This is a genomic window from Rhodococcus sp. OS5, assembly GCF_056837585.1.
Map to the genome: position 1 here is coordinate 1,841,661 of NZ_CM166368.1, position 24,930 is coordinate 1,866,590.

The 24,930-nt window shown below is 63.7% G+C and carries 25 protein-coding genes; 18 read left to right on the plus strand and 7 right to left on the minus strand.

Translation table 11 applies throughout. From position 1 onward, the window contains the following. The first annotated feature begins 46 nt into the window (after positions 1–46). The 14 genes from ACVZUB_RS08735 (at position 47) to tuf (ending at position 15,998) form a co-directional block, all read left to right on the plus strand. Positions 47–868, plus strand: a complete 822-nt coding sequence (locus tag ACVZUB_RS08735; protein WP_482628294.1) for a TIGR03084 family metal-binding protein — start codon at positions 47–49, stop codon at positions 866–868. After that, complete coding sequence (locus ACVZUB_RS08740; protein WP_482628295.1) at positions 865–2,586, plus strand: acyclic terpene utilization AtuA family protein; 1,722 nt, start codon at positions 865–867, stop codon at positions 2,584–2,586. Before ACVZUB_RS08735 ends, ACVZUB_RS08740 begins: the two co-directional genes overlap by 4 nt. Beyond that, entirely contained in the window at positions 2,583–3,731 is a 1,149-nt protein-coding gene (locus tag ACVZUB_RS08745) for an acyl-CoA dehydrogenase family protein (RefSeq protein WP_007728404.1), read from the plus strand. The genes ACVZUB_RS08740 and ACVZUB_RS08745 overlap by 4 nt, the downstream gene beginning before the upstream one ends. Then, entirely contained in the window at positions 3,728–5,326 is a 1,599-nt protein-coding gene (locus ACVZUB_RS08750) for an acyl-CoA carboxylase subunit beta (RefSeq protein ID WP_003941989.1), read from the plus strand. The genes ACVZUB_RS08745 and ACVZUB_RS08750 overlap by 4 nt, the downstream gene beginning before the upstream one ends. 8 nt (positions 5,327–5,334) lie before the next feature. Next, entirely contained in the window at positions 5,335–7,320 is a 1,986-nt protein-coding gene (locus tag ACVZUB_RS08755; protein WP_063315118.1) for an acetyl/propionyl/methylcrotonyl-CoA carboxylase subunit alpha, read from the plus strand. Further along, positions 7,320–8,480 carry an acyl-CoA dehydrogenase family protein gene (locus ACVZUB_RS08760; RefSeq protein WP_003942033.1) on the plus strand — a complete coding sequence of 387 codons (1,161 nt, stop codon included), beginning with the start codon at positions 7,320–7,322 and terminating at the stop codon, positions 8,478–8,480. The genes ACVZUB_RS08755 and ACVZUB_RS08760 overlap by 1 nt, the downstream gene beginning before the upstream one ends. Positions 8,481–8,493: 13 nt before the next feature. Further along, positions 8,494–9,279: an enoyl-CoA hydratase family protein gene (locus tag ACVZUB_RS08765; RefSeq protein WP_482628296.1), complete on the plus strand. Its 786-nt coding sequence runs from the start codon at positions 8,494–8,496 to the stop codon at positions 9,277–9,279. Between the two features lie 60 nt (positions 9,280–9,339). After that, entirely contained in the window at positions 9,340–9,951 is a 612-nt protein-coding gene (locus tag ACVZUB_RS08770; protein WP_003942008.1) for a TetR/AcrR family transcriptional regulator, read from the plus strand. An 83-nt stretch (positions 9,952–10,034) separates the two neighbouring features. Next, entirely contained in the window at positions 10,035–10,583 is a 549-nt protein-coding gene (locus ACVZUB_RS08775) for a DUF3558 domain-containing protein (RefSeq protein ID WP_047268916.1), read from the plus strand. Next, positions 10,580–11,125 (plus strand): DUF3558 domain-containing protein, encoded by a 546-nt coding sequence (locus tag ACVZUB_RS08780; RefSeq protein ID WP_042453122.1) that lies wholly within the window; start codon positions 10,580–10,582, stop codon positions 11,123–11,125. Before ACVZUB_RS08775 ends, ACVZUB_RS08780 begins: the two co-directional genes overlap by 4 nt. Positions 11,126–11,534: 409 nt before the next feature. Next, entirely contained in the window at positions 11,535–11,909 is a 375-nt protein-coding gene (gene rpsL, locus ACVZUB_RS08785) for a 30S ribosomal protein S12 (RefSeq protein WP_003941908.1), read from the plus strand. Beyond that, complete coding sequence (gene rpsG / locus ACVZUB_RS08790; protein ID WP_003941856.1) at positions 11,909–12,379, plus strand: 30S ribosomal protein S7; 471 nt, start codon at positions 11,909–11,911, stop codon at positions 12,377–12,379. Before rpsL ends, rpsG begins: the two co-directional genes overlap by 1 nt. Positions 12,380–12,579: 200 nt before the next feature. Then, positions 12,580–14,682 carry an elongation factor G gene (fusA, locus tag ACVZUB_RS08795; protein WP_007728394.1) on the plus strand — a complete coding sequence of 701 codons (2,103 nt, stop codon included), beginning with the start codon at positions 12,580–12,582 and terminating at the stop codon, positions 14,680–14,682. Positions 14,683–14,807: 125 nt separating this feature from the next. Next, a complete protein-coding gene (tuf, locus tag ACVZUB_RS08800) occupies positions 14,808–15,998 on the plus strand; it encodes an elongation factor Tu (protein ID WP_003941926.1) in 1,191 nt (396 codons plus the stop codon). Positions 15,999–16,134: 136 nt separating this feature from the next. On the opposite strand, the gene ACVZUB_RS08805 is transcribed toward tuf, so the two are convergent. The 5 genes from ACVZUB_RS08805 to ACVZUB_RS08825 are packed head-to-tail and all read right to left on the minus strand — an operon-like array spanning position 16,135 to position 18,678. Then, complete coding sequence (locus ACVZUB_RS08805) at positions 16,135–16,698, minus strand: hypothetical protein (RefSeq protein WP_482628297.1); 564 nt, start codon at positions 16,696–16,698, stop codon at positions 16,135–16,137. Next, a complete protein-coding gene (locus ACVZUB_RS08810) occupies positions 16,695–17,669 on the minus strand; it encodes an Asp23/Gls24 family envelope stress response protein (protein WP_007728390.1) in 975 nt (324 codons plus the stop codon). The genes ACVZUB_RS08805 and ACVZUB_RS08810 overlap by 4 nt, the downstream gene beginning before the upstream one ends. After that, the gene (locus ACVZUB_RS08815) at positions 17,656–17,835 is read right to left on the minus strand and encodes a hypothetical protein (RefSeq protein WP_003942043.1); all 180 of its coding nucleotides are present in this window, start codon (positions 17,833–17,835) and stop codon (positions 17,656–17,658) included. Before ACVZUB_RS08815 ends, ACVZUB_RS08810 begins: the two co-directional genes overlap by 14 nt. Position 17,836: 1 nt before the next feature. Beyond that, positions 17,837–18,214, minus strand: coding sequence for a hypothetical protein (locus ACVZUB_RS08820; RefSeq protein WP_003941945.1), 378 nt, complete (start codon positions 18,212–18,214; stop codon positions 17,837–17,839). After that, complete coding sequence (locus ACVZUB_RS08825) at positions 18,211–18,678, minus strand: Asp23/Gls24 family envelope stress response protein (RefSeq protein WP_003941912.1); 468 nt, start codon at positions 18,676–18,678, stop codon at positions 18,211–18,213. The genes ACVZUB_RS08820 and ACVZUB_RS08825 overlap by 4 nt, the downstream gene beginning before the upstream one ends. Before the next feature lie 127 nt (positions 18,679–18,805). On the opposite strand from ACVZUB_RS08825, the gene ACVZUB_RS08830 reads away from it, so the two are divergent. Both ACVZUB_RS08830 and ACVZUB_RS08835 read left to right on the plus strand, forming a co-directional pair. After that, entirely contained in the window at positions 18,806–20,041 is a 1,236-nt protein-coding gene (locus ACVZUB_RS08830; protein WP_230691564.1) for an NAD(P)/FAD-dependent oxidoreductase, read from the plus strand. Positions 20,042–20,083: 42 nt separating this feature from the next. Further along, on the plus strand, positions 20,084–20,848 hold the full coding sequence (locus tag ACVZUB_RS08835) for a glutamate racemase (protein ID WP_482628298.1): 765 nt from the start codon (positions 20,084–20,086) through the stop codon (positions 20,846–20,848). Between the two features lie 47 nt (positions 20,849–20,895). On the opposite strand, the gene ACVZUB_RS08840 is transcribed toward ACVZUB_RS08835, so the two are convergent. After that, a complete protein-coding gene (locus tag ACVZUB_RS08840) occupies positions 20,896–21,264 on the minus strand; it encodes an SPW repeat domain-containing protein (RefSeq protein ID WP_003941901.1) in 369 nt (122 codons plus the stop codon). Between the two features lie 361 nt (positions 21,265–21,625). On the opposite strand from ACVZUB_RS08840, the gene ACVZUB_RS08845 reads away from it, so the two are divergent. Both ACVZUB_RS08845 and ACVZUB_RS08850 read left to right on the plus strand, forming a co-directional pair. Then, the gene (locus ACVZUB_RS08845) at positions 21,626–22,363 is read left to right on the plus strand and encodes a DNA alkylation repair protein (protein WP_482628299.1); all 738 of its coding nucleotides are present in this window, start codon (positions 21,626–21,628) and stop codon (positions 22,361–22,363) included. A 38-nt stretch (positions 22,364–22,401) separates the two neighbouring features. After that, positions 22,402–23,718: a glycosyltransferase 87 family protein gene (locus ACVZUB_RS08850; RefSeq protein ID WP_228402037.1), complete on the plus strand. Its 1,317-nt coding sequence runs from the start codon at positions 22,402–22,404 to the stop codon at positions 23,716–23,718. Here the strand turns inward: ACVZUB_RS08850 and ACVZUB_RS08855 are convergent. Then, positions 23,690–24,745 carry a ferredoxin--NADP reductase gene (locus tag ACVZUB_RS08855; protein ID WP_003941851.1) on the minus strand — a complete coding sequence of 352 codons (1,056 nt, stop codon included), beginning with the start codon at positions 24,743–24,745 and terminating at the stop codon, positions 23,690–23,692. The genes ACVZUB_RS08850 and ACVZUB_RS08855 overlap by 29 nt on opposite strands. Positions 24,746–24,930: the final 185 nt, after the last annotated feature.

The window sequence follows — 24,930 nt, forward strand, 5'->3', positions numbered from 1 at the left end:
ATCATTCGTGCTTGATTTTTATGGATGTGGGTGTGATGCTGGTCGCATGGCCGAACTTCAGACGTTCATCGATGACTTGCGGGCCGAAGGCGAGAGCCTCGACGCCCTGGTTGCGGATCTGCCCGAGGAGAAGTGGGCGACAATGACGCCTGCGGAAGGGTGGACCATCGCACATCAGATCGGGCACCTGCGCTGGACGGACAGTGCAGCGATCCTGGCGATCACCGACCCGGACGGGTTCGCGGAGCGGTTGAAGGCGGCGTTCGTGAACCCGGCAGGGTTTGTCGACGACGGTGCTGCCGAACAGGCGGCCCGCCAGCCGGCGGAGTTGCTCGCCGATTGGCGAGCGGGGCGCACCGCTCTCGTCGAGGCGCTCACCGCCGCCCCGGCCGGGACCAAGTTCCCCTGGTACGGCCCGCCCATGGGCGGTGTCTCCATGGCTACCGCGCGACTGATGGAGACGTGGGCGCACGGGCAGGACGTTGCCGACGCACTCGGCGTCGAACGCGCTCCGACGGCGCGCATCAAGAACATCGCTCACCTGGGTGTGCGGACGCGAAACTTCGCGTACTCGGTCAACGAGAAAACGCCGCCCGCCGACGATTTCCGGGTTGAGTTGACCGCGCCGGACGGGTCGCTCTGGACCTGGGGGCCGGAAGATGCACCGCAGAAGGTCACCGGGCCGGCGTTGGACTTCTGCCTGCTGGTTACCCAGCGCGCCAATCGCGCCGATCTCGATCTGGTCGCCGTGGGTGCCGACGCGGACGAGTGGCTCGGGTTCGCGCAGGCCTTTGCCGGACCCAGCGGTGAGGGACGAGCCGCCGTCGGATCCAGCGGTGAGGGACGAGCATCGAAGGTGGGCAAATGAGTTCGGTACGGATCGGTAACTGCTCCGGGTTCTACGGCGACCGCGTCTCGGCGATGCGCGAGATGCTCGAGGGCGGCGAACTCGACTACCTGACCGGCGACTACCTGGCCGAACTGACGATGTTGATCCTCGGGCGGGATCGGATGAAGGACCCGTCGCTCGGCTACGCGAAGACGTTCCTGCGGCAGGTGGAGGACACGCTCGGCCTTGCGCTCGACAAGGGGGTGAAGATCGTCGCGAATGCAGGCGGTCTCAATCCCGCCGGACTGGCCGACGCGTTGCGCGAGGTCAACACCAAGCTGGGGTTGAACGCGAAGATCGCCCACGTCGAGGGCGACGATTTGATCTCTCGGGCAGACGAACTCGGACTCGGCTCCCCACTGACGGCCAACGCGTACCTCGGCGCCTGGGGCATCGTCGAAGCATTGTCGGCCGACGCCGATGTCGTGGTCACCGGACGGGTCACCGATGCGTCGGTGATCGTCGGTCCGGCCGCTCACCATTTCGGTTGGAAGCGAGATGATTTCGATCAGCTTGCAGGTGCTGTCGCGGCGGGCCACGTCATCGAGTGCGGAACCCAGGCCACCGGCGGCAACTACGCGTTCTTCACAGAGATTCCCAATCTGGGCCGGCCTGGCTTCCCGATCGCCGAGATCAACGCGGACGGAACCTCGGTCATCACCAAGCACGCCGGAACGGACGGCGAGGTGAGCGTCGGCACGGTGACGGCGCAGCTGCTGTACGAGATCACCGGTGGACGCTATGCAGGCCCGGACGTGACGACCCGCATCGACAACGCAGTGCTCACCCAGGAAAGCCCGGACCGGGTGTTGATCAGCGGCGTCACGGGCGAGGCTCCGCCGCCGCAGTACAAGGTCTCGCTGAACGCGCTGGCCGGGTTCCGCAACGAGGCCACTTTCATTCTCACCGGTCTCGACATCGAGGCCAAGGCCGATCTGGCGAAGACTCAGCTCGAATCCTGGCTGACGAAGAAGCCCGCCGAACTGGTCTGGACTCTCGCTCGCACGGATCATCCGGATTCCGACACCGAGGAAACCGCGAGTGCGTTGCTGCGCTGCGTGGTTCGCGATTCCGACCCCAAGGTGATCGGTCGTCCTTTCTCCGCGGTTGCGGTGGAAATGGCACTTGCCAGCTACCCCGGCTTCTCGCTGACGGCTCCGCCGAGCAACGGCCAACCGTACGGAGTGTTCACCCCCGGCTACGTCGACGCGGGATCGGTGCCGCACGTGGCCGTACTGCCGGACGGCACGCGCGTGGACATCGCTCCGTCCACGTTGACGCAGGACCTCGAACCCGTCGGCGAACCGGAGCGTCCGGAGCCGTTGCCGCCACAGACGTCGCTTTCAGTACCACTCGGCACGATCGCCGGTGCCCGTAGCGGCGACAAGGGCGGAAATGCCAACGTCGGCGTCTGGGTTCGCACGGACGATCAGTGGAAGTGGTTGGCGCACACACTGACCGTCGAGATGCTCAAGGAACTGCTACCGGAAGCAGCAGACCTGAACGTCACTCGCTACCAGCTTCCGCACCTTCGTGCCGTCAACTTCGTGATCGAGGGAATTCTCGGTCAGGGTGTCGCCTCGCAGGCGCGGTTCGATCCGCAGGCCAAGGGAATTGGTGAATGGCTGCGTTCGCGCCACATCGACATCCCGATTTCGCTACTCCCCGTAACTGACGAGAAAGAGGATTCACGGTGACCGTGTGGACCACACCGGAAAGGCTTGCGCTTCGCGAGACCGTACGCGGATTCGTGAACCAGGAGATTCTGCCGCATCTGACGCAGTGGGAGCGAGACGGCGAGATTCCGCGCGAATTGCACCGCAAGGCAGGCGCTCTCGGACTCCTCGGGGCCAGCGCACCCGAATCGGCCGGTGGTGAGGGCGGCGACGCCGTCGACTCCATCGTGATCTGTGAGGAGATGCATCAGGCAGGTGCGTCGGGCGGGCTGTTCGCATCGCTCTTCACCTGCGGCATCGCGGTGCCGCACCTGATCGCGGCCGGCGACGAGGCGCAGATCGAGAAGTGGGTCAAGCCGACCCTGCGCGGCGACAAGATCGGCTCGCTCGCCATCACCGAGCCCGGCGGAGGCAGCGACGTCGGGCACCTGACAACTACAGCCAAGCGCGACGGCGATCATTACGTCGTGAACGGCGCCAAGACGTTCATCACCTCCGGCGTTCGAGCGGACTTCGTCGTTACAGCGGTGCGCACCGGTGGTCCCGGCGCGGGTGGTGTCTCACTGCTCGTGATCGAGAAGGGCACACCGGGATTCACCGTCTCGCGCAAACTCGAGAAGATGGGCTGGCGCGCATCCGATACCGCGGAACTCTCCTTTGTCGACGCCCGGGTTCCGGTGGAGAATCTGGTCGGTGCAGAGAACAGCGGCTTCGCGCAGATCGCCCAGGCATTTGTCTCCGAGCGGGTAGCGCTCGCCGCGCAGGCGTATGCCAGTGCAGAACGTTGCCTGGAGCTGACGCTCGAATGGTGCCGCGCCCGTGAGACTTTCGGTCGCCCCCTGATCAGTCGGCAGGCCGTCCAGAACACCGTCACCGAGATGGCCCGCAAGATCGACGTCGCCAAGGTGTACACGCACTCGGTGATCGAGCGGTACATGGCCGGTGACGGCGATCTGATCGCCGAGGTGTGCTTTGCGAAGAACACGGCAGTCGAGACGGGCGAATGGGTTGCGAACCAAGCTGTTCAGCTGTTCGGCGGCCTCGGATACATGCAGGAAAGCGAAGTGGAGAGGCAGTACCGGGACATGCGAATTCTGGGAATCGGTGGCGGAACCACCGAAATCCTCACCGGCCTCGCGGCCAAGCGATTGGGGTATCAGTCATGAGTGTCATCCGGTCAACACTGGACACCAATTCCGAGGTGTACAAGACCGCAACTTCGACCATGAACACCAAGCTCGCCGAGATCGAGGTCGAGCACGCCAAGGCGTTGGCGGGTGGCGGCGAGAAGTACACCGAGCGGCACCACAAGCGGGGAAAGCTCCTGGCACGCGAGCGGATCGAACTCCTGCTCGATCAGGATTCACCGTTCCTCGAACTGTGTCCCCTCGCTGCGTGGGGGAGTGACTTCCCGGTCGGCGCCAGCACCGTGGTCGGTATCGGCGTCGTCGAAGGTGTCGAATGCCTGATCGTCGCCAACGATCCCACCGTGCGCGGCGGCACCAGCAACCCGTGGACGCTGCGTAAGGGTTTCCGCGCCAACGACATCGCCATGCAGAACCGACTCCCGGTGATCTCCCTCGTAGAGTCCGGCGGCGCAGACTTGCCGACGCAGAAAGAGGTGTTCATCCCGGGCGGGCGTATGTTCCGTGACCTCACTCAGCTGTCCGCAGCCGGAATCCCCACCATTGCACTGGTCTTCGGTAACTCGACGGCCGGCGGTGCGTACATCCCGGGCATGTCCGACCACGTCGTGATGATCAAGGAACGCTCCAAGGTGTTCCTCGCAGGCCCGCCGCTGGTCAAGATGGCCACCGGTGAGGAATCCGACGACGAGGCACTCGGCGGCGCCGAAATGCACGCTCGCAAGTCCGGGTTGGCCGACTACTTCGCCGCCGACGAGCAGGACGCGATCCGCATCGGGCGCTCGATCGTCAAGCGGCTCAACTGGACCAAGAAGGGGCCGGCGCCGCGCGCGGAGATCATCGAACCGCTCGAGGATCCGGAAGAGTTGCTCGGCATCGTTCCGGCCGACCTGAAGATCCCGTTCGATCCGCGTGAGGTCATCGCCCGTATCGTCGACGGTTCCGACTTCGACGAGTTCAAGCCGCTCTACGGTTCCTCCCTCGTGACCGGGTGGGCAGAGCTCAACGGCTACCCGATCGGCATCCTGGCGAACGCACGTGGAGTGCTCTTCAGTGAGGAATCACAGAAGGCCACGCAGTTCATCCAGCTCGCCAATCGTTCCAACACGCCGTTGCTGTTCCTGCACAACACCACCGGCTACATGGTGGGTAAGGAATACGAGGAGGGCGGCATGATCAAGCACGGATCGATGATGATCAATGCGGTTGCCAACTCCAAAGTTCCGCACATCTCGATCCTGCTCGGAGCGTCGTACGGCGCCGGTCACTACGGCATGTGCGGACGGGCGTTCGATCCGCGATTCCTCTTTGCCTGGCCCAGTTCCAAGTCCGCCGTCATGGGCGGTGCGCAGCTCGCCGGCGTCATCTCCATCGTGGGACGCGCTGCTGCCGAGGCGCGCGGCCAGGTCTTCGACGAGCAGGCCGACGCCGGCATGCGCGCGATGATCGAGAACCAGATCGAGGCCGAGTCACTTCCGATGTTCCTGTCGGGTCGTCTGTACGACGACGGCGTCATCGATCCCCGAGACACCCGCACCGTGGTGGGAATGTGCCTGTCGGCCATCGCCACCGCCCCGATCGAAGGCACCGAGAACTTCGGCGTCTTCCGTATGTGAGGCACGCCGTGACAATCACTTCAGTACTGGTCGCCAATCGTGGCGAAATCGCCCGCCGTGTCTTTGCAACCTGCCGCAAGAACGGAATCGGCACGGTCGCGGTATTTTCCGACGCAGATGCCGACAGCCCGCACGTCGCCGAAGCCGATGCTTCGGTTCGCCTGCCGGGTAACACGCCTGCCGAGACCTACTTGCGGGGTGAGCTCGTCATCGCCGCAGCCAAGGCTTCGGGCGCCGACGCGATTCACCCCGGATACGGATTCCTCTCCGAGAACGCGGAGTTCGCGCGCAGCGTCATCGACGCGGGACTGACGTGGATCGGCCCGCCCGTCGAATCCATCGAGCTCATGGGGTCGAAGGTCGAGTCCAAGAAGATCATGGACGCCGCCGGAGTGCCGGTGCTCTCCGAACTCGATCCCGCCGCGGTGACCGAGGCTCATCTGCCGGTGCTGATCAAGGCGTCGGCGGGCGGCGGCGGACGCGGAATGCGTGTCGTTCGTGAATTGTCGGCGCTGGACGGCGAACTGGAAGCGGCGCGGCGTGAGGCGCAGTCCGCTTTCGGCGACCCGACAGTCTTCTGTGAGCGGTACCTCGAGACCGGTCGGCACATCGAGGTTCAGGTCATGGCAGACCGCCACGGTGCGGTGTGGGCGGTGGGGGAGCGCGAGTGCTCGATCCAGCGTCGGCATCAGAAGGTGGTCGAAGAGGCACCGTCGCCGCTCGTGCAACGCATCCCCGCCATGCGCGACAAGCTGTTCGACGCCTCGCGGCTCGCCGCCAACGCCATCGGTTACGAAGGCGCAGGAACCGTTGAATTCCTGGCTGACGAAAAAGGCGACTTCTTCTTCCTGGAAATGAACACGCGTTTGCAGGTGGAGCATCCGGTCACCGAGTGCACCACTGGACTCGATCTGGTGGAACTCCAATTGCAGGTCGCTTCAGGTGAAGCACTTCCGGACGAACAGCCGGAGATCCGGGGGCATTCGATCGAAGTGCGCCTGTACGCCGAGGACCCCGCCAAGAACTGGCAGCCGCAGAGCGGAACCGTCCACCACATCGAGTTGCCCGGTGACCCGCAAGAATTCAGTGTTCTGCGTGAGCAGGGCGTTCGCCTCGACTCCGGCGTCGTCGACGGCAGTGTTGTCGGCGTCCACTACGACCCGATGTTGGCCAAGGTCATCTCGTACGCGCCGACGCGGACCGCAGCTGCCCGGCTGCTCGCATCGACGCTGGCGCGCACCAGGATTCACGGCCTGCGCACCAACCGCGACCTGCTCGTCAACGTCCTGGCCCACCCCGCCTTCATTGCCGGAGACACCGACACTGCCTTCTTCGAGACTCACGACCTCGAGAAGCTGTCTACGCCCTTGGCCGATACCGACGCCGAAAGACTCTCGGCGCTGGCGGCGGCACTTGCCGATGCCGCGCACAACCGGGCGTCGGCCCGCGTCATCGGCCGCTTGCCCAGCGGGTGGCGCAACCTCCCGTCGCAGCCGCAGAGCAAGAGCTATTCCACTGCGTCGGGCGACTACGACGTCCGCTACTCCCTGAGCCGAAGCGGCGTGCTGAGTGCAGAAGGCTTCGACGACGTGCGCCTGGTATCGGCAACTGCGACCCGGGTAGTGCTCGAGCAGAGCGGAGTACAGCGCTCGTTCGACGTTGCGGCCTACGGGAGTGAGATTTTTGTCGACTCCTCGCTCGGACCCGTCGCGTTGACGGCAGCACCGCGCTTCGTGGATCCGTCGGCAGAAGTCGCCGCCGGTTCGTTGCTCGCTCCGATGCCGGGATCGGTCATCCGCCTCGGTGCCGCACTCGGTGACACCGTCACCGCCGGCCAGCCGATTCTGTGGCTGGAGGCCATGAAGATGGAACACACCGTCACCGCGCCGACTGCCGGTGTCCTGGTGGAACTTCCGGTCGCCGTCGGCCAGCAGGTCGAGGTCGGATCGGTACTCGCACGTGTGGAAGAACCCGCTACAGAAGAGGAAGCATGATGAGTTTCATCGAAACCGAAGAGCAGAAGGAACTGCGGGCATCCGTTTCCAAACTGGGTGAGCGCTTCAACTACGTCGACTACGTGCTGCCCAAGGCGCGAAAGGGGGAGCCGCTCACCGAATTGTGGAACGAGGCGGGCAAACTCGGATTCCTGGGCGTCAACCTGCCGGAGGAATACGGCGGCGGCGGTGCAGGCATCTACGAACTCGCGCTGGTGCAGGAGGAATTGGCGGCGCAGGGTGCCGGTCTGCTCCTGGTTGTCGTATCCCCGGCCATCTGCGGCACCATCATCGGCAAGTACGGCACGGCGGAGCAGAAGCAGCAGTGGCTACCCAGCCTCGCCGACGGCTCCAAGATCATGGCGTTCGGAATCACCGAGGCCGACGCTGGTTCCAACTCTCATCAGATCACCACGACGGCACGCAGGGATGGAGACGACTGGATCCTGAGCGGCAACAAGATCTACATCTCGGGTGTCGATCAGGCTGACGCGGTCCTCGTCGTTGCGCGCACCGAGGACTCCAAGACGGGCAAGCTCAAGCCCGCTCTGTTCATCGTCCCCACGGATTCTCCCGGATTCGTGAAGACGCAGATGGAGATGGACATCATCGAACCGGACCACCAGTTCATCCTCTTCCTCGACGACGTCCGTCTGCCGGCCGACGCTCTGGTCGGCGAAGCCGATGCCGCCCTGATGCAGTTGTTCGCCGGCCTCAACCCCGAGCGCATCCTGGGTGCGTCGATGGCCATCGGCATGGGCCGTTACGCCCTGAATGCCGCAGTGAAGTTCGCCAACGAGCGCACGGTGTGGAAGACGCCGATCGGTGCGCACCAAGGTATTTCGCATCCACTCGCGCAGGTGAAGATCGAACTCGAGCTCGCCAAGCTGATGATGCAGAAGGCCGCGGTGCTCTACGACAGCGGTGACGATTTCGGTGCTGCCGAAGCCGCGAACATGGCAAAGTACGCCGCCGCCGAAGCCAGCATCAAGGCGCTCGATCAGGCGATCCAGACGCATGGCGGCGCAGGACTGACGAAGGAATACGGACTGGCCGCCATGCTCGGTGCGGCTCGTATCGCCCGTGTCGCGCCGGTGAGCCGCGAGATGATCCTCAACTTCGTCTCACAGCATTCCCTCGGTCTGCCACGGTCCTACTAGGAAGAGGCGACTCATGACGGATCAGGACAAGCCATACGTACGGTACGAAGTATCGGGCGGTGCTGCCACGATCACTCTCGACTCACCCCACAACCGCAACGCGATTTCGACGCGGTTGGTCACGGAGTTGCAGGCTGGGTTGACGGCGGCTGCCGCCGATCCGGCAGTTCGAGCGGTGGTACTCACCCACACCGGTGGAACATTCTGTGCGGGAGCCGATCTGAGTGAGGCCTCCGGTTCGTCCGCATCACCGGAGGACGCCGTCAAGGAGCGAGGACGGGGGATGCTGACACTCTTGCGCAGCATTCTCGAGCTTCCCAAGCCGGTGATCGGGCGGATCGACGGTCACGTCCGGGCCGGAGGCATGGGTCTTGTCGGGGCGTGCGACATCGTCGTCGCCGGACCGGCGAGCACCTTCGCGGTGACGGAATCACGGTTGGGTTTGGCGGCGTCCATCATCTCGCTCACGGTCCTACCGAGGCTCGACCAGCGATCTGCGAGCCGCTATCTGCTCACCGGCGAGAAGTTCGGCCAGCACGAGGCCGAATCCATCGGACTCGTCACCTCCGCGTCGCAGGACACGGAGGAGTCGATCACCGAACTGCTCGGCACCTTGCGCCAATGTTCACCGCAGGGACTTGCCGAATCGAAGTGGATCACGACGCGTTCGGTCCTGGCTGGATTCGACCGGGACGGCGAGGAGATGATCGCGCAGTCGGCTCGGCTGTTTTCCTCTGACGAGGCTCGTGAGGGCATGATGTCTTTCTTGCAGAAGCGTCCAGCGGCCTGGGTGCAGTAGAAACTGCGCAGCTGGGACACAGAAGCGCTGGAACACAGAAGTAGAAGGGATGGCGGCGCGATGACTCGAGAGCCCAAGCAGGACCGAAGTCGAGTCACGCGCTCCCACCTGCTCGAAGTGACTGTGGAGTGTCTCGCCGAACTCGGGTGGAGCGCAACGACGATGAGCGTCGTCGCGCAGCGTGCCGGGGTGTCCAGAGGCGCGATGCAGCATCACTTCCCGACCCGCGAGGACCTCATCACCGCGGCGCTCGAGGTGATGTTCGACGCCCGGATGGATCAGGCACGAAAGGAATCGACCGACCTTCCGGTGGGTGCCGGACGAACCGAGGCGATCATTTCGCGGTTGGTGGAGTACTACACCGGGACTCTGTTCAAAGCAGCACTGCAGGTGTGGACGGCCGCTGCCTCCGACCCCGACCTGCGTGCCCGCGTACTGCCCCTCGAGGAACGATTCGGGCGCATCGCGCACCGCATGGCCGTCGAGAGTCTGGGTGTCGACGACTCCGACCCGGTGACGCACCGCTTGGTACAGGCGACCCTGGACCTGGCCCGCGGGCTGGGGCTGGCTGATGTCTTGACAGACGACTCGCGCCGACGCACCGAGGTGGTCAAACAGTGGGCGGCGCAATTGGATTCCACGCTTGTTCGGGTACCGGTGGCAACTCCCTGAATCGGTAGCGGCGGGGCCGGCGCCGGTGCTCTCGACGCGCACGTGGCGTGTGTCGGGGGCCACCGAGAAGTACAGTCGGCTCCATGGCCGCACGCACTCTCACTTCGATCGGGACTTCGGTATTGGTCTCGGCTGCCGTGCTCTCGGCCGTGGTCGGCTGCAGCTCCGGCGACGGGTCCGTCGATCAGCCGGGCGACGGTGCGGGTTCGCAGGCACTCGCACCTACGGATCCGGGCCCGATGTTCGCCGAATGCGGCTCGGTGACCGACGAGGAAGTTGTCAACGCCTTCAATCTCGGCACTTTTGCGACGACGACGCGCAACGGCGTCGGTTGCCAGTGGGAAGTCGCCGGTTCGAACGGTCCGAGCGTCAGTTTCTCCTGGTACCGCGGTAGCCCGATCGGCCGCGAACGGGCCGGGTCCGACCTGCTCGGACGTCCTGCCGACGACATCACGATCGGTGGACACCAGGGCTTCATCGCGTCCACGGCAGGTTCGTTGTGCGAGTTGGGTATCGCGTTCGGCGGAGACTTCGTGCACTGGTCGATCACCTACGGTTTGCTGCCACCGACCGCGGATCCATGCACGGTGGCGCGGGATCTGATGGAAAAAACAGTTTCGAGGGCACAGTGAAGTTCGAGGGCGCCGTGAAGCGCGTAAGGATCGGGCTCGCCCTGGCTGGGTCGCTGGTTCTACTCACGGGGTGCGGCTCCGTGGTCACCGGGACTCCCCGTGCGGAGGGCAGCTACGGCGGTAGTGACAGCCAGGAATTCGCGAACGTCCTCCAAGAATGCGAAGCCGTCACCGACGAGCAGATCGCCGGTGCCGTGGGTGCCGACGCCGTCGGGCGTGGGTTCTTCGGCGCTATCTGCCGTTGGGACGGCATCGGCGCCGCGGGTCCGATCAAGATCACCTTCAACTGGTTCGAGACGGGCACCCTCGATCACGAGCGCGCTGCATTCGAGCACCTGGGATACGTGGTGGCGAAAATCGACATCAACGGCAGTGGCGGGTACCAGGTTCGCCAGCCGGCCGATCCGCAGAGCTGCGGGGTGAGCGCGAGCGCACCGGCCGGGGGAGTGTTCGGTTGGTGGGTCACCGAGCCGCAAGGCGGCGCGGATCCGTGCGAGGCTGCGGCAAAGCTCGGCGCGTTGACGTTGAACCGCAGCATCTGATCGCGACCGGTCCGGCTGCGTGGTCTGAGTGTGCAGCCAGAGTCTCTGGTCAGAGCGTGAGGTCACTATCACCGTGGCCTCGCTTTGACCTCGTGGCGCGCCGACAGGTATCGTTATGGGTCGTGTCCGGCATGCCCGGGCCGATCTGTGTGCCTAGCTAGGTATTGCCGTGCGCGCGTTCGAGCAGAAACTGCTGATGAACGAGCATCCGGCTGCCTGTGTGGGGGTATGCGACACGCCCGACCTCGGGGGCAGTGCGCGGCATGAAAGTGCTGAGTACAGACTCTGAGGTGGGTGAGGAGCAGCAGCTCTCTTGCTCCAACTGCTAGATCCCTAATTTCAGAACAGCCACGTTTTCGAACGGCCCGAGTTCGCTCGAGCAGTCTGTTCGTCACAAGAAAGCCGGTAAATGCCAACCATCAACCAGCTGGTCCGCAAGGGTCGCCGCGACAAGACCGCCAAGGTCAAGACGGCAGCCCTCAAGGGCAGCCCGCAGCGTCGTGGCGTGTGCACTCGCGTGTACACCACCACCCCCAAGAAGCCGAACTCCGCGCTCCGTAAGGTCGCACGTGTTCGCCTCACGACTTCGGTCGAGGTCACCGCGTACATCCCCGGTGAAGGTCACAACCTTCAGGAGCACTCCATGGTGCTCGTCCGTGGCGGTCGTGTGAAGGACCTCCCGGGTGTCCGTTACAAGATCATCCGCGGCTCCCTCGACACCCAGGGTGTCAAGGGTCGCAAGCAGGCACGCAGCCGCTACGGCGCCAAGAAGGAGAAGAGCTAATGCCACGTAAGGGCCCCGCTCCGAAGCGCCCGCTCATCAACGACCCGGTTTACGGTTCCCCGTTGGTGACGCAGCTCGTCAACAAGATCCTGCTGGACGGCAAGAAGTCCACCGCAGAGCGAATCGTGTACCAGGCTCTCGAGCAGGCACGCGAGAAGACCGGCACCGATCCGGTCGTCACCCTCAAGCGCGCCCTGGACAACGTCAAGCCTGCACTCGAGGTTCGTAGCCGCCGCGTCGGTGGCGCTACCTACCAGGTGCCGGTCGAGGTTCGCCCCGGTCGTTCCACCACGCTGGCACTGCGCTGGCTGGTCACCTTCTCGCGTGCACGTCGTGAGAAGACCATGGTCGAGCGTCTCGCCAACGAGCTCCTCGATGCCAGCAATGGCCTCGGTGCAGCTGTGAAGCGTCGCGAAGACACTCACAAGATGGCCGAAGCCAACAAGGCATTCGCCCACTACCGCTGGTGATGTAAAGCGTCGGAGCAACTGCCATCGGGTGGGGCTCCGACGCTTGTCGCCGTTGGCGGCCTGATCATCGCGACGGATTCCGGACGCAGGTGGCCAGGTTCGCCTCGGCAGAGACATAATTGAAAGACCATGGCCCTGACGGTGGAACACACCGATAAGGCCGACACCCGAAAACCAAGCAACGAGCGGGGAAGAAACCTGTGGCACAGGAAGTGCTGACTGACCTGAACAAGGTCCGCAACATCGGCATCATGGCGCACATCGATGCCGGCAAGACCACCACCACCGAGCGCATCCTGTTCTACACCGGTGTCAATTACAAGATCGGTGAGACGCACGACGGTGCGTCGACGACGGACTGGATGGAGCAGGAGAAGGAACGCGGCATCACGATCACGTCTGCCGCCGTGACTTGCTTCTGGAACAACAACCAGATCAACATCATCGACACCCCCGGCCACGTCGACTTCACGGTCGAGGTGGAGCGGTCGCTGCGCGTGCTCGACGGCGCAGTTGCTGTCTTCGACGGTAAAGAGGGTGTCGAGCCGCAGTCCGAGCAGGTTTGGCGTCAGGCTGCCAAGTACGACGTTCCGCGCATCTGCTTCGTCAACAAGATGGACAAGATGGGCGCGGACTTCTACTTCACAGTCCAGACCATCATCGACCGCTTGGGCGCGAAGCCGCTCGTTCTCCAGCTGCCCATCGGCGCTGAGGACGACTTCGACGGCGTCGTCGACCTGGTCGAGATGAAGGCCATCACCTGGCGCGGCGTGGTCCCGACGGGAACCGCTCCGACCATCGAGGAGATCCCCGCGGATCTCGTCGAGAAGGCTGCCGAGTACCGCGAGAAGCTGCTCGAGACGGTTGCAGAGTCCGACGAAGCTCTCATGGAGAAGTACTTCGGCGGCGAAGAGCTCACCATCGAGGAGATCAAGGGCGCCATCCGCAAGATGACGGTCGCCTCCGAGCTGTACCCGGTTCTCTGTGGCTCCGCGTTCAAGAACAAGGGCGTTCAGCCCATGCTCGACGCTGTCATCGACTACCTTCCGAACCCGCTGGACATCGGCGAGGTCATCGGCCACAAGCTCGGTGACGAAGAAGTAGAGATCACTCGCAAGCCGAGCAAGGACGAGCCGTTCTCGGCTCTCGCCTTCAAGATCGCTGCTCACCCGTTCTTCGGCAAGCTGACCTTCGTCCGCGTGTACTCGGGTCGTATCGATCCGGGTGCTCAGGTGCTCAACGCAACCAAGGGCAAGAAGGAGCGCATCGGAAAGCTCTTCCAGATGCACGCCAACAAGGAGAACCCGGTAGACGAGGCCGTAGCCGGCCACATCTACGCAATGATCGGCCTCAAGGACACCACCACCGGTGACACCTTGTGCGATCAGGCGAGCCCCATCGTCCTCGAGTCGATGTCGTTCCCCGCGCCGGTCATCCAGGTCTCCATCGAGCCCAAGACCAAGTCCGACCAGGAGAAGCTGGGCGTCGCGATCCAGAAGCTCGCCGAAGAGGACCCGACCTTCTCGGTCGAGCTCGACGAAGAGACCGGTCAGACCGTCATCGGCGGTATGGGCGAGCTCCACCTCGACATCCTCGTCGACCGCATGCGTCGCGAGTTCAAGGTCGAGGCGAACGTCGGTAAGCCGCAGGTTGCGTACCGCGAGACCATCACCAAGAAGGTCGAGAAGCACGACTACACCCACAAGAAGCAGACGGGTGGCTCGGGCCAGTTCGCAAAGGTCATCATCGCTCTGGAGCCTTTCGTGGGTGAAGACGGTGCTACCTACGAGTTCGAGAACAAGGTCTCCGGCGGACGTATCCCGCGCGAGTACATCCCCTCCGTGGATGCCGGTGCGCAGGACGCGATGCAGTACGGTGTTCTCGCCGGCTACCCGCTCGTGAACCTGAAGCTGTCGCTGCTCGATGGTGCTTACCACGACGTCGACTCCTCGGAAATGGCGTTCAAGGTTGCCGGTTCGCAGGCACTGAAGGAAGCCGCCCGCAAGGCCGGCCCCGTCATTCTCGAGCCGCTCATGGCTGTCGAGGTCACAACGCCCGAGGAGTACATGGGCGACGTGATCGGCGACCTCAACTCCCGCCGTGGCCAGATCCAGGCCATGGAGGAACGCAGTGGTGCCCGTGTCGTGAAGGCGCTGGTTCCGCTCTCGGAGATGTTCGGTTACATCGGTGACCTGCGGTCGAAGACCCAGGGCCGAGCGAACTTCTCCATGGTGTTCGATTCCTACGCAGAGGTTCCCGCGAACGTCTCGAAGGAAATCATCGCCAAGGCGACGGGCGAGTAAGCACAGCGAGCTCCCCAGCCCGCGCCGGCAAGTAACCTCGGTTTCTTCCGGCACGAAGCACGACCTAGTAACAACCAACCGCACTGCTGCATACGGCAAGCAACAACAGTCCAGGAGGACACAAAGTGGCGAAGGCGAAGTTCGAGCGGACGAAGCCGCACGTGAACATCGGCACCATTGGTCACGTCGACCACGGCAAGACCACGACGACGGCGGCCATCACCAAGGTTCTCGCGGATGCATTCCCCGACCTGAACGAGGCTTCGGCCTTCGATCAGATCGACAAGGCTCCCGAGGAAAAGGCTCGTGGCATCACGATCAACATCTCGCATGTTGAGTACCAGACGGAAAAGCGCCACTACGCGCACGTCGATGCACCGGGTCACGCCGACTACATCAAGAACATGATCACCGGCGCAGCTCAGATGGACGGCGCTATCCTCGTCGTCGCAGCTACCGACGGCCCGATGCCCCAGACGCGCGAGCATGTCCTGCTCGCTCGCCAGGTTGGCGTTCCTTACATCCTCGTCGCCCTGAACAAGGCCGACATGGTTGACGACGACGAGATCCTCGAGCTCGTCGAGATGGAGGTCCGCGAACTGCTGGCCGCTCAGGAATTCGACGAGGAAGCCCCCGTCATTCCGATCTCGGCACTCAAGGCACTCGAGGGTGACCCGAAGTGGACGCAGTCCATTCTCGACCTGATGGCTGCTGTCGACGAGTCCATCCCGGACCCGATTCGTGAGACCGAGAAGCCCTTCCTCATGCCCGTCGAGGACGTCTTCACGATCACCGGCCGTGGCACCGTTGTCACCGGTCGTATCGAGCGTGGCGTTGTCAACGTCAACGAAGAGGTCGAGATCGTCGGCATCAAGGAAACCTCGACCAAGACCACGGTCACGGGTATCGAGATGTTCCGCAAGCTGCTCGACTCGGGCCAGGCCGGCGACAACGTCGGACTGCTCGTTCGTGGCATCAAGCGCGAAGATGTCGAGCGTGGACAGGTTGTCGTCAAGCCGGGCACCACGACTCCCCACACGGAGTTCGAGGGCCAGGCATACATCCTGTCGAAGGACGAGGGCGGCCGCCACACCCCGTTCTTCAACAACTACCGCCCGCAGTTCTACTTCCGTACCACGGACGTTACGGGCGTCGTGACGCTGCCTGAGGGCACCGAGATGGTCATGCCCGGTGACAACACCGAGATGTCCGTCAAGCTGATCCAGCCTGTCGCCATGGACGAGGGCCTGCGCTTCGCAATTCGCGAAGGCGGCCGTACGGTCGGCGCCGGCAAGGTTGCCAAGATCATCAAGTGAGACTCTTGTCTCGCTAGCTGATTCACAGCACTGAAAAGGCGCTCATTCCCTTCGGGGAGTGAGCGCCTTTTCTGTGTCTGTGATCGAGTGGCCTGTGATCGAGTGTTCGGTGATCGGGTGCCTGCGTGCTTCTTACTTACTTGTTGGCTTCCACCCGGTCGAGGTGCAGCAGAACCTGTACTGCGACGGTTGAGCCGTCGAGGCTGCGCCTGGTTGCGCTGGCGATGCGTTCGGCCGAAGCGGTGAATCCGGCGACGTCGATCGACGGATCTGCAGTGACGACAATCGACAGCGTCGGCAGTCCGCGATCGACCGTCGCTTTGCTCTTGGTGCTCCGCACGCCGATCAGTTGAGCGAGTTCGGCCGCTACGCCGTCAGCGACGGGTCCGAGATCCACGCTGACGTCGGTACCGGATTCGTTGTGCCGCAATGTGACTGCGCTCGTACGGCGCCGGCGAAGGTTCAGGTACAACAGCCCGAAACCGGCGAAGACGCAGAGGACGAAGGTGCCCGACAGTACCCAGTGCCACCAAGGCTCCTCCGGAAGGCCGAAGAGGACCTCCCGATCGAGGCGTGACACCCAGGTTCGAATCAGCGACGCGCCCGCGTCCCACGCGATGGCGTATGCGCCCGCCGCGAGGAGTGCGATTCCGACGATGAGGACGATGATCCGATCGACCGCGGAGATCCAACGGTTCACGAGGCGTCCTTTCGTCGTACTACAGTTTCTCGCACGACAACCGAAAGTTGCAGTGGCCGCTGCAGTATCGCGAGGTGGGGCCGAACCGCCGCGTCGACGGCTGCGGCAAGTTCAGCTCGATCGCCACCGGTCGATTCGATGTGAACCTTGACGTGTTTACGGTCGACGCTGGTGTGAGCCGAGCCGACGCCGGGAACGACCGCTGCGTGGCTACTGCACAGACGTGCAATGTCAGTCGGCCGCATCCACACCGTCGATGCGCTCGGGTTCCCGAGTGGGACATGGGTTTTCGCACGGCGTTTGATCGCCGACATTATCAGGACAACACCCGCGACAACGGCAGCGATCGCCACCGGAAGTAGCCACGGTTGCCAGTGCAGACGAGACGTCCACTCCACGGAGTTTCGGATCCAGGGTGCCGATTCGAAAGTTCCACGGTTGATGAACCATTCGCGCGAGACGACGAAGGCGAGTGCGAGTAGACCACACGCGATGACGACGGCCGAAACCGCGGCCGCCGGGTTCGCAGAGGGGACCCGCGGCGGAATCGGATCCGAGAGTGCCTGCTGTGCCGGGCCCTCCGCGATCTCGACGCCGGAAACACAGGAGTCGTCAGAACCCTCGGTTGCCGCGATCATCACGTTCATGTCGTGGAGTGGAAGCCCGGTCAGCGATTCGACGCTGCGACCGACTTCCGTTCGCACCCGGCCGGTCAACTCGGTGACCGAACACGGCCAGGACACGGCGAGGAAGAGATTGATCGCGACGGCGTCGCTACCCATCGAGATGTCGGCTCGCGGAAGATCGCGTCCGGTCAGGCGGGTCAAGCCACCGGACTGGCGGACCACCCCCGGGACGTTCACCGCTGCGGCCGTGGCGATCTTGGCCATCGCACGGTCCTTGATGACCAAGGAGCCGCGTAGGCCAGGATCGTCCGCTGCGCTGGGATCGGACGGCTCAGCCACGGCCACGGCTTCGGAGGATCGCGCCGAGGTCGAGATGTCCGTCGCGGTGTGCTCCGATCGCCATACCGGCGGCGCCGAGCAGGACTGCGAAGACGAAACCGCTGAACCCACCCATGATTCCGGCGAGTGCGAGGAGCAGACCGACCAGCAGTCCGACGGTGGTGCTGTTCATGTCAGTTCCCTTCTCGAATGTTCGGTGCAATGTCTGTGACGGTGGCAGGCTCGGTGACTGCATTTTCGGAATCAACGGGTAGATATCCCGCTGTCGACAGGTCGCCGACGGTCACGTTCACCGGTACGTCGACCAATCTCGCCACCACCGCTCGTACGCGTTCGGCGACGCTGCGAACGTCGGCCGGATAGTGAACGGAAATGTGTACAGCACAAGAGTTTTCGTCGACGACGACGCCGGTTATGCGGCGTCCGGGGAGGTAGGTTCCCACTTCGCCGAACTGTCCTCCGTGCAAATCTGCCACTTCCGGGATGGCAAGAACTGCGTCGGCGACTACCTCGGCCGCGTCGATCTCGCGGCCGGCGTCGGCGGTACTCACTGAACCCTCGGCTTGGCTTCCGGATCGGTACTGCCGCCGCTCTCTGCATCCTCGAAGAGCATGACGTCGAAGACGGTGATGTTGACCTCGGTGACCTCGAGACCCGTCATGCTCTCCACTGCGGCAATGACGTTGCGGCGGATACCTACCGCCAGTTCGTGGAGTGCGACGCCGTACTCGGCGACAATGCCGATGTCGATGGCGGCTTGTTTCTCGCCTACCTCCACCGCCACACCCTGGGCATGGTTGACGCGGGCGCCCGGTATGCGGTCGCGAAGTGCCCCCACCGCACGCGCTGTGCCCCCGCCGACGTCGTACACGCCGTTGATCTCGCGGGTCGCGATACCGGCGATCTTGGCGACCACGGCGTCGGCGATGATCGTCTTACCCTGGGTGCTGACTAGTTCCGCGCCACCGTCGGCGCCGAATCGGACGCTGTTCTTTTCACTGGAATCGCTGGTCATGGGGGCTCCCTGCTCATGTGTCAGTGCGTGCGTCTGAAGTACCTCCAACTGTAGTGACTGGTAGGTGACCATGCGGGATGCACCACACCTACTCCGGCATTTGGTATGGCAGAGTCGGAGGCAAATAGTGACGGCGTTCATAGTGAGCGCTGCAAGTGACGTGGGTCGGACAGGGTGGTACGTGGTGGCACGGATAGTGATCGTGGGTGCGGGTTTGTCGGGACTGCGGACCGTCGAGGAACTGCGACGAGCTGGTTTCGAAGGTGAATTGACGCTCGCGGGTGGGGAAACGCATCTGCCCTACGACAGGCCTCCGTTGTCGAAGGAAGTGATCCGCGGCGACAAGGACGAGACGACCTTGCGTCCGGCCGAGTTCTACGTCGAGAACAAGGTCGATCTCAAGCTCGGTTCGCCGGCAACCTCGGTGGACACGGTCGCCAAGTCGGTGGCGTTCGCCGACGGATCCACCCTGGACTACGACGAGTTGGTCATCGCGACCGGACTGACTCCGCGTCGCATCGCCGGCCTTCCGGAGTTGTCCGGAGTGCACGTTCTGCGCTCCATCGAGGAAGCGTTGGCCCTCCGCGCCGACCTTGCTCCCGGTAAGCGTGCGCTGATCGTCGGGGCCGGCTTCATCGGCTGCGAACTGGCCGCGAGCATGAAGTCTCACGGCGTCGACGTCGTGTTGCTCGAACCACAGCCGACGCCGCTGGCGTCGGTGCTCGGCCCCACCGTCGGCGCCCTCGTCGAACGTCTGCATCGGAACGAGGGCATCGACGTCCGAGTCGGTACGGGCTTGACCTCGTTGTCCGGCGACGGAGCGGTTGCCGCTGCGACCTTGAGCGACGGTTCGGAAATCCCGGTCGACGTGGTCGCGATCGGAGTCGGTTCTGTGCCGGTCACGGGATGGCTCGACGGTTCGGGGATCGAACTCGACAACGGAGTGCTCTGCGACGGCGTCGGCCGCACCAGCACCGAACACGTCTGGGCGGTCGGCGACGTCGCGTCCTGGCAGATCGGAGATCGACGCAAGCGTGTCGAACACTGGACCAATGCTGGGGACCAGGCCAAGATCCTGGCGGGAGCGATCACCGGAACGGGTGATCCGGACGCGCCGGCGCAGGTTCCGTACTTCTGGAGCGATCAGTACGACGTCAAGATCCAGGCATTGGGGACCGTCGCACCCACGGACACCGTTCACATCGTGAAGGACGACGGCCGAAAGTTCGTCGCCTACTACGAGCGCGACGGTGTGCTGGCAGCTGTCGTCGGCGGCGGTAGCGCGGGAGCTGTGATGAAGATGCGCGCGAAGATCGCAGCCGGCACGCCCATCTCGGACGTGTTGGAGTCCACACCGGCCTGAACGGATGAGGCAGGACCGGTTCCGAGGCGATAGGTTTGTGCGGTGATCGTTGCACTCATCGACTCGGGACTGGGCCTGCTCCCTACCTCTGCGTGGCTCAGACGCCTGCGCCCGGATCTCGATCTTGTGCTGTCCCTCGATCCGGACGGCGCCCCCTGGGGGCCCAAGCCCGAGCCGTGGGTCGTCGACCGGGTACTCGGTGCGGTGCGGCGGAGCCTCGATCGTGGGGCTCAGGTCATCGTTCTTCCATGCAATACCGCGAGCGTCACCGCTCTCCCACACGTCCGCGAACTGGTCGGACCGGGTGTGCCGGTCATCGGAACGGTGCCCGCGATCAAGCCCGCGGCCGCCGCGTGCGATTCAGTGGCGATCTGGGCTACCGCCGCGACGACTGCCAGCCGGTACCAAGCCGATCTGATCGAACAGTTCGGCAACGGCGCCAAAGTCGTCGGGGTGCCGTGCCACGGCTTGGCCGATTCGATAGACCTCGGTGATCGTGCAGCCGCACTTGCAGCCATCGAATCCGCAGTGGCCCGGACGCCGGACGACGTCAACGGCGTTGTCCTCGGCTGCACGCACTACCCACTGCTCGCCGACGAGATCGCAGCACGGCTACCCGCCGGCGTCACACTCTTCGACAGCGCCGAAGCCGTTGCACGACAGACTCTGCGGCGGATCGACGGGCTCGGTGCCGTGGGCGAAGGATCGGGAACCGTCGAGGTGTTTGTGAGCGGTCGTCCGGGCGCACTACCGCCCAGCGCCGAAGCCTTCGACGCCGGGCGGTTGTTGGGCGCGATCAAAGCCTGATCCAACCTGTATTCAGCCATTCATCAACGGGCGGCTACTCCGCTCTGTCAATGGGCGGCTACGCCGCCGTGACCCCCGTGATGCATCCGCGCACTCATCACCGGCATCGCACTCACCGCGACCACAACGGTCAGGACCCCGACCACCCAGGCCGTCCACGACGCACCGCGTAGAGCGTCGAAGCTCATGACCCAGGGTGAAATGAACATCAAGACGCCGAAAACGCCCATCGCGTAATCCGCCATGGCCATGTCCGGACGTGCCATGTGCGCCAGACCCGACAGTGCAACCAGGACACCCAGGACGACGAGTGACCACATTGCCCGATCGGTGGTGTCGAGCCACATCGGCGAGAGAGCCGCAAAGACGCCGAGAACCACCGCGACGGCATCTTGCATTCGATTCCACGACTTCATGACGAGACCTCCAAAGACGAGAGTGTGTCCACCTGTAGTACACGCCCGCGGCAGATCGAGATCAACTCTCCGCCAATTGCATTCGCGTTGCAGTTAGAGGCGATGTGGAGGCTCGAATATCAAGATTTGTGACTATTCGTCCGGATTGCCACGAGCCCGCGCGGAGCGCTGGCCGCGATATGTCCCGAGAGTGCCATGAGGGTGAGAGTGGTGAATGCGATAGCGGCGGTGATCATGGGTGGTCCTTTCACTGACTGTCCTCGAGTGTCGTCTGCCGACCTGTGGCCGAGCAGGGCACACGGTGTGAGGACGCTGAGAGAATCGAAGAGTCCGCACAGACGACCCGTGAGAAGGTTCTGGGGTGACGCAATCGAGTGCCCAGGACGTGATCGAACAGTTGGCCGACCTCGCGGATCCCGCGGATGCCGTCCAGCTACAGAAGTTCTTCAAGACAGCGCCGGGGGAGTACGGCGAGGGTGACGTCTTCATCGGCGTGCGAGTACCGAAGACGCGTTCGGTGGTGAAGAAGCATGTCGGTCTCGAGTTGCCTCAGGTACGCCTCCTTCTCGACAGCGACGTCCACGAGCATCGCTTGGCCGGTCTGTTGATCCTTGTTGCTCGATTCGAAAAAGTCAGTCGCCCAAAATTTTTCGACGACGAGAGTCGCTCCCGCATCGCCGACTTCTATCTCAGCGCTGTCGAGGACGGGCGGGTGAACAATTGGGATCTCGTGGATTCGTCCGCCGGACAGATCCTCGGCGGCTGGCTGTACGACCGAGATCGCCGGCTGATCTTCGAGCTTTCCGATTCGGGTGACCTGTGGCGACGACGGGTGGCGCTGCTGACGACGTACGGATTCATCACTCGCGGCGACGGGTCGACCACGCTCGAACTTGCCGCGCAGGTGCTGGGTGATCGACGAGACCTGACCCAGAAAGCGACGGGCTGGATGCTCCGCGAGGTGGGCAAGCGGGTGGACCGGGATTTGTTGACCGGTTTCCTCGCGAAGAATGCAGCAGACATGGGACGCACGGCGCTGAGCTACGCGTGCGAACACCTGACCGCAGAAGAGCGAGCGCACTTCCGGGCGGCCCGCTAGCGAAGTACCGCTCGGTAGGTTGTGGGACGATTCTCGGTATGCCCGCCACCCGTGTCGAGGCGTCTCGAATTGTGACGATCGGTTCACTGATCGCTGCCGGCGTCGCAGCTCTGTGTTATCTCGTGTTCTCCGTTCGAGCCGTCGAACCCGTTGATTTTCTCGTCTACCGCTACGCTGCCCAGGCGTTCGCAGCGGGATCGAACATCTACGAGGGCAATCTGTCCGGCCCGTTGATCGTCGAAGAGGGTATGCCGTTCACCTACACCCCATTCGCGGTGATCTTCCTCTGGCCGACTGTCCTCTTCGACTGGTGGACTGCCTATCTGCTGTGGTCGGGATTGTGCATCGCGGCGTTGGTGTGGACGGTTGCGAGGTTCACTCCCGCTCGCGTCCCCAAGCGGCCGCTCGTCATGGCGGCATTGGTCCTGGCCGTGTCGGTGACCCCCATCGTCAGTGCGCACATCTCATTCGGCCAGGTGAACTTGGTGCTGATGGTGCTCGTACTGCTCGATGTGACTCGCCGAGAGGATTCGAGATTCGGCCGGTGGTTTCCGCGAGGACTGCTGATCGGCGTCGCGGCCGCGATCAAGCTGACTCCGGCTCTCTTCATCGTCTACTTCGTCGTCACGAAGCAGTGGCGACTCGCGATCTGGAGTTCGATCGGATTTGCCGCGGCGACCGCCGTCGCAGCAGTGGTGGACCCGGCCGTCAGCTGGACCTTCTGGTCGGACGTCGTCTGGAACCTCAGCGACCGGGTGGATTTGAGCGGGCAGGCGATCGCGAGTGCCGGCAACAGTTCGCTGCAGGGCGGACTTGCCGCGCTGGGCCCATGGACAGCGTCTCTGGCGATGCCGTCGACCGTGCTGTGCGCGGGGGTAGCGCTATGGATCGCCCGAGATGTCTATCGCGTCGGGCGAGCGGTCGATGCGGCGTTGGTGATCGGATTGAGCGCGCCGATTCTTTCGCCGATCAGCTGGATTCACCACTGGGTGTATCTCGTGCCTGCCGCCGTCACGGTTCTCTTTCGGCTTCGATCGCCGCTGCAGTTCGGTGCGGCCGCTCTGGGGTTGGCGATCGTCTACTGCGGGCCGAGTATGGGACAGCAGTTCATCGAGACGTCGCCGCTCCTGCTGTCGTTCGGGTTGGTCTTTCGTGAGGGTTTCCTGATCGTGACCCTCGCACTGATTCTTGCGCTGTGGCGGTTGCCCACAACGGCGCCTGCGTGGGTTTCGCGGCGGGACTCGGAAGATGACTCGGGAGACTCCGAACATGACAAAGCCCCCGATTCCGCAGGGAATCAGGGGCCGTCATGCATCGAAGCAGGGTTCAGAACTCGATCTTCAGGTGATCGGTGATCGGCTTCGCCTGGCAACCGAGGATGTAGCCGTTCGCCACGTCCTCGGCGTCGAGGATTTCGGAGTTGTCCATCTGAACTTCGCCTTCGGTGACGGTGCAGGCACACGACCCGCACTCGCCTTCCTGGCAGGAGTACGGCACGTCGAGGCCCTTGGCGAGCATGATGTCGACGAGCGTCTGCTTGCGCGGCCAGACGAGGGTGTGGGTTTCACCGTCCAGTTCGACCTCGACGGTTGCGGCGTCGGCTGCTTCCTCGTCGGAGACCTCGGCTACCTCGACGTCACGGAACGGGTCACCCGCGAGTGAATTGAAGACCTCGGCGTGAACCTGCGTGCGGGGCATGCCGGCCTCTGCCAGTGCCTTGTGGACGGCGTCCATGAAGGGGCCTGGACCGCACATGAAGGCCTCGTACGCGACAAATGGCTTGGCCAGTGTCGCCAACTGTGAGACGGCGGGGAGTCCCTGCACGGTTTCGATCCAGTGGACAACGGTGAGGCGGCCGGGGTGTTGCGCTGCCAATTCGCGAAGTTCGGCGCCGAAGATGACGGACTTCTCGTCGCGATTCGCGTAGATCAGCACGACGTTGCCGCTGCCCTGCGTGAGGGCGGACTTGAGGATCGAGATCACCGGAGTGATACCGCTGCCTGCACCGAAGAGCAGGAAGTCGTGATCGAGCGACTTGGGCGTGAAGACACCTGACGGCGGCAGCACTTCGATGGTGTCGCCGACCTGGAGCTTGTCGCACAACCAGTTGGAGCCGTAGCCGTCGACGGTTCGCTTGACGGTCACCTTGGGGGCGTCGTCGGTGAAGGGTGAACTGGCCAGCGAGTAGCAGCGTGCGACCGAGCCGGTCTGATCACTCGGGATGCGCAGGGTCAGGAATTGACCTGGCTTGTAGTCGAACTTGTCCTTCAGTTCTGCGGGAATCTCGAACACCAGCGACCGGGCGTCGGAAGTCTCTTCGATGACTCCGGACACGGTGAGTACCGCCGATCGCGAGCTGTGCGGTACCTCGACTGTCGTCATCGCGAAGCTAGTCCTCTCGTGAAGCTGGGTAAAGCGCAGGTCAGTGAAGTGCAACATCTAGAACGTGTTCTAGTTCAATGTTAGCAGTGATGAAAAGCTACTGGGGATCGTAGTCGCCGAGCAACACGTTCCCGATCAGCGGGAACCACGGCGGTCTGATCCAGCCGTCCTGGCAGTCCGGGGTG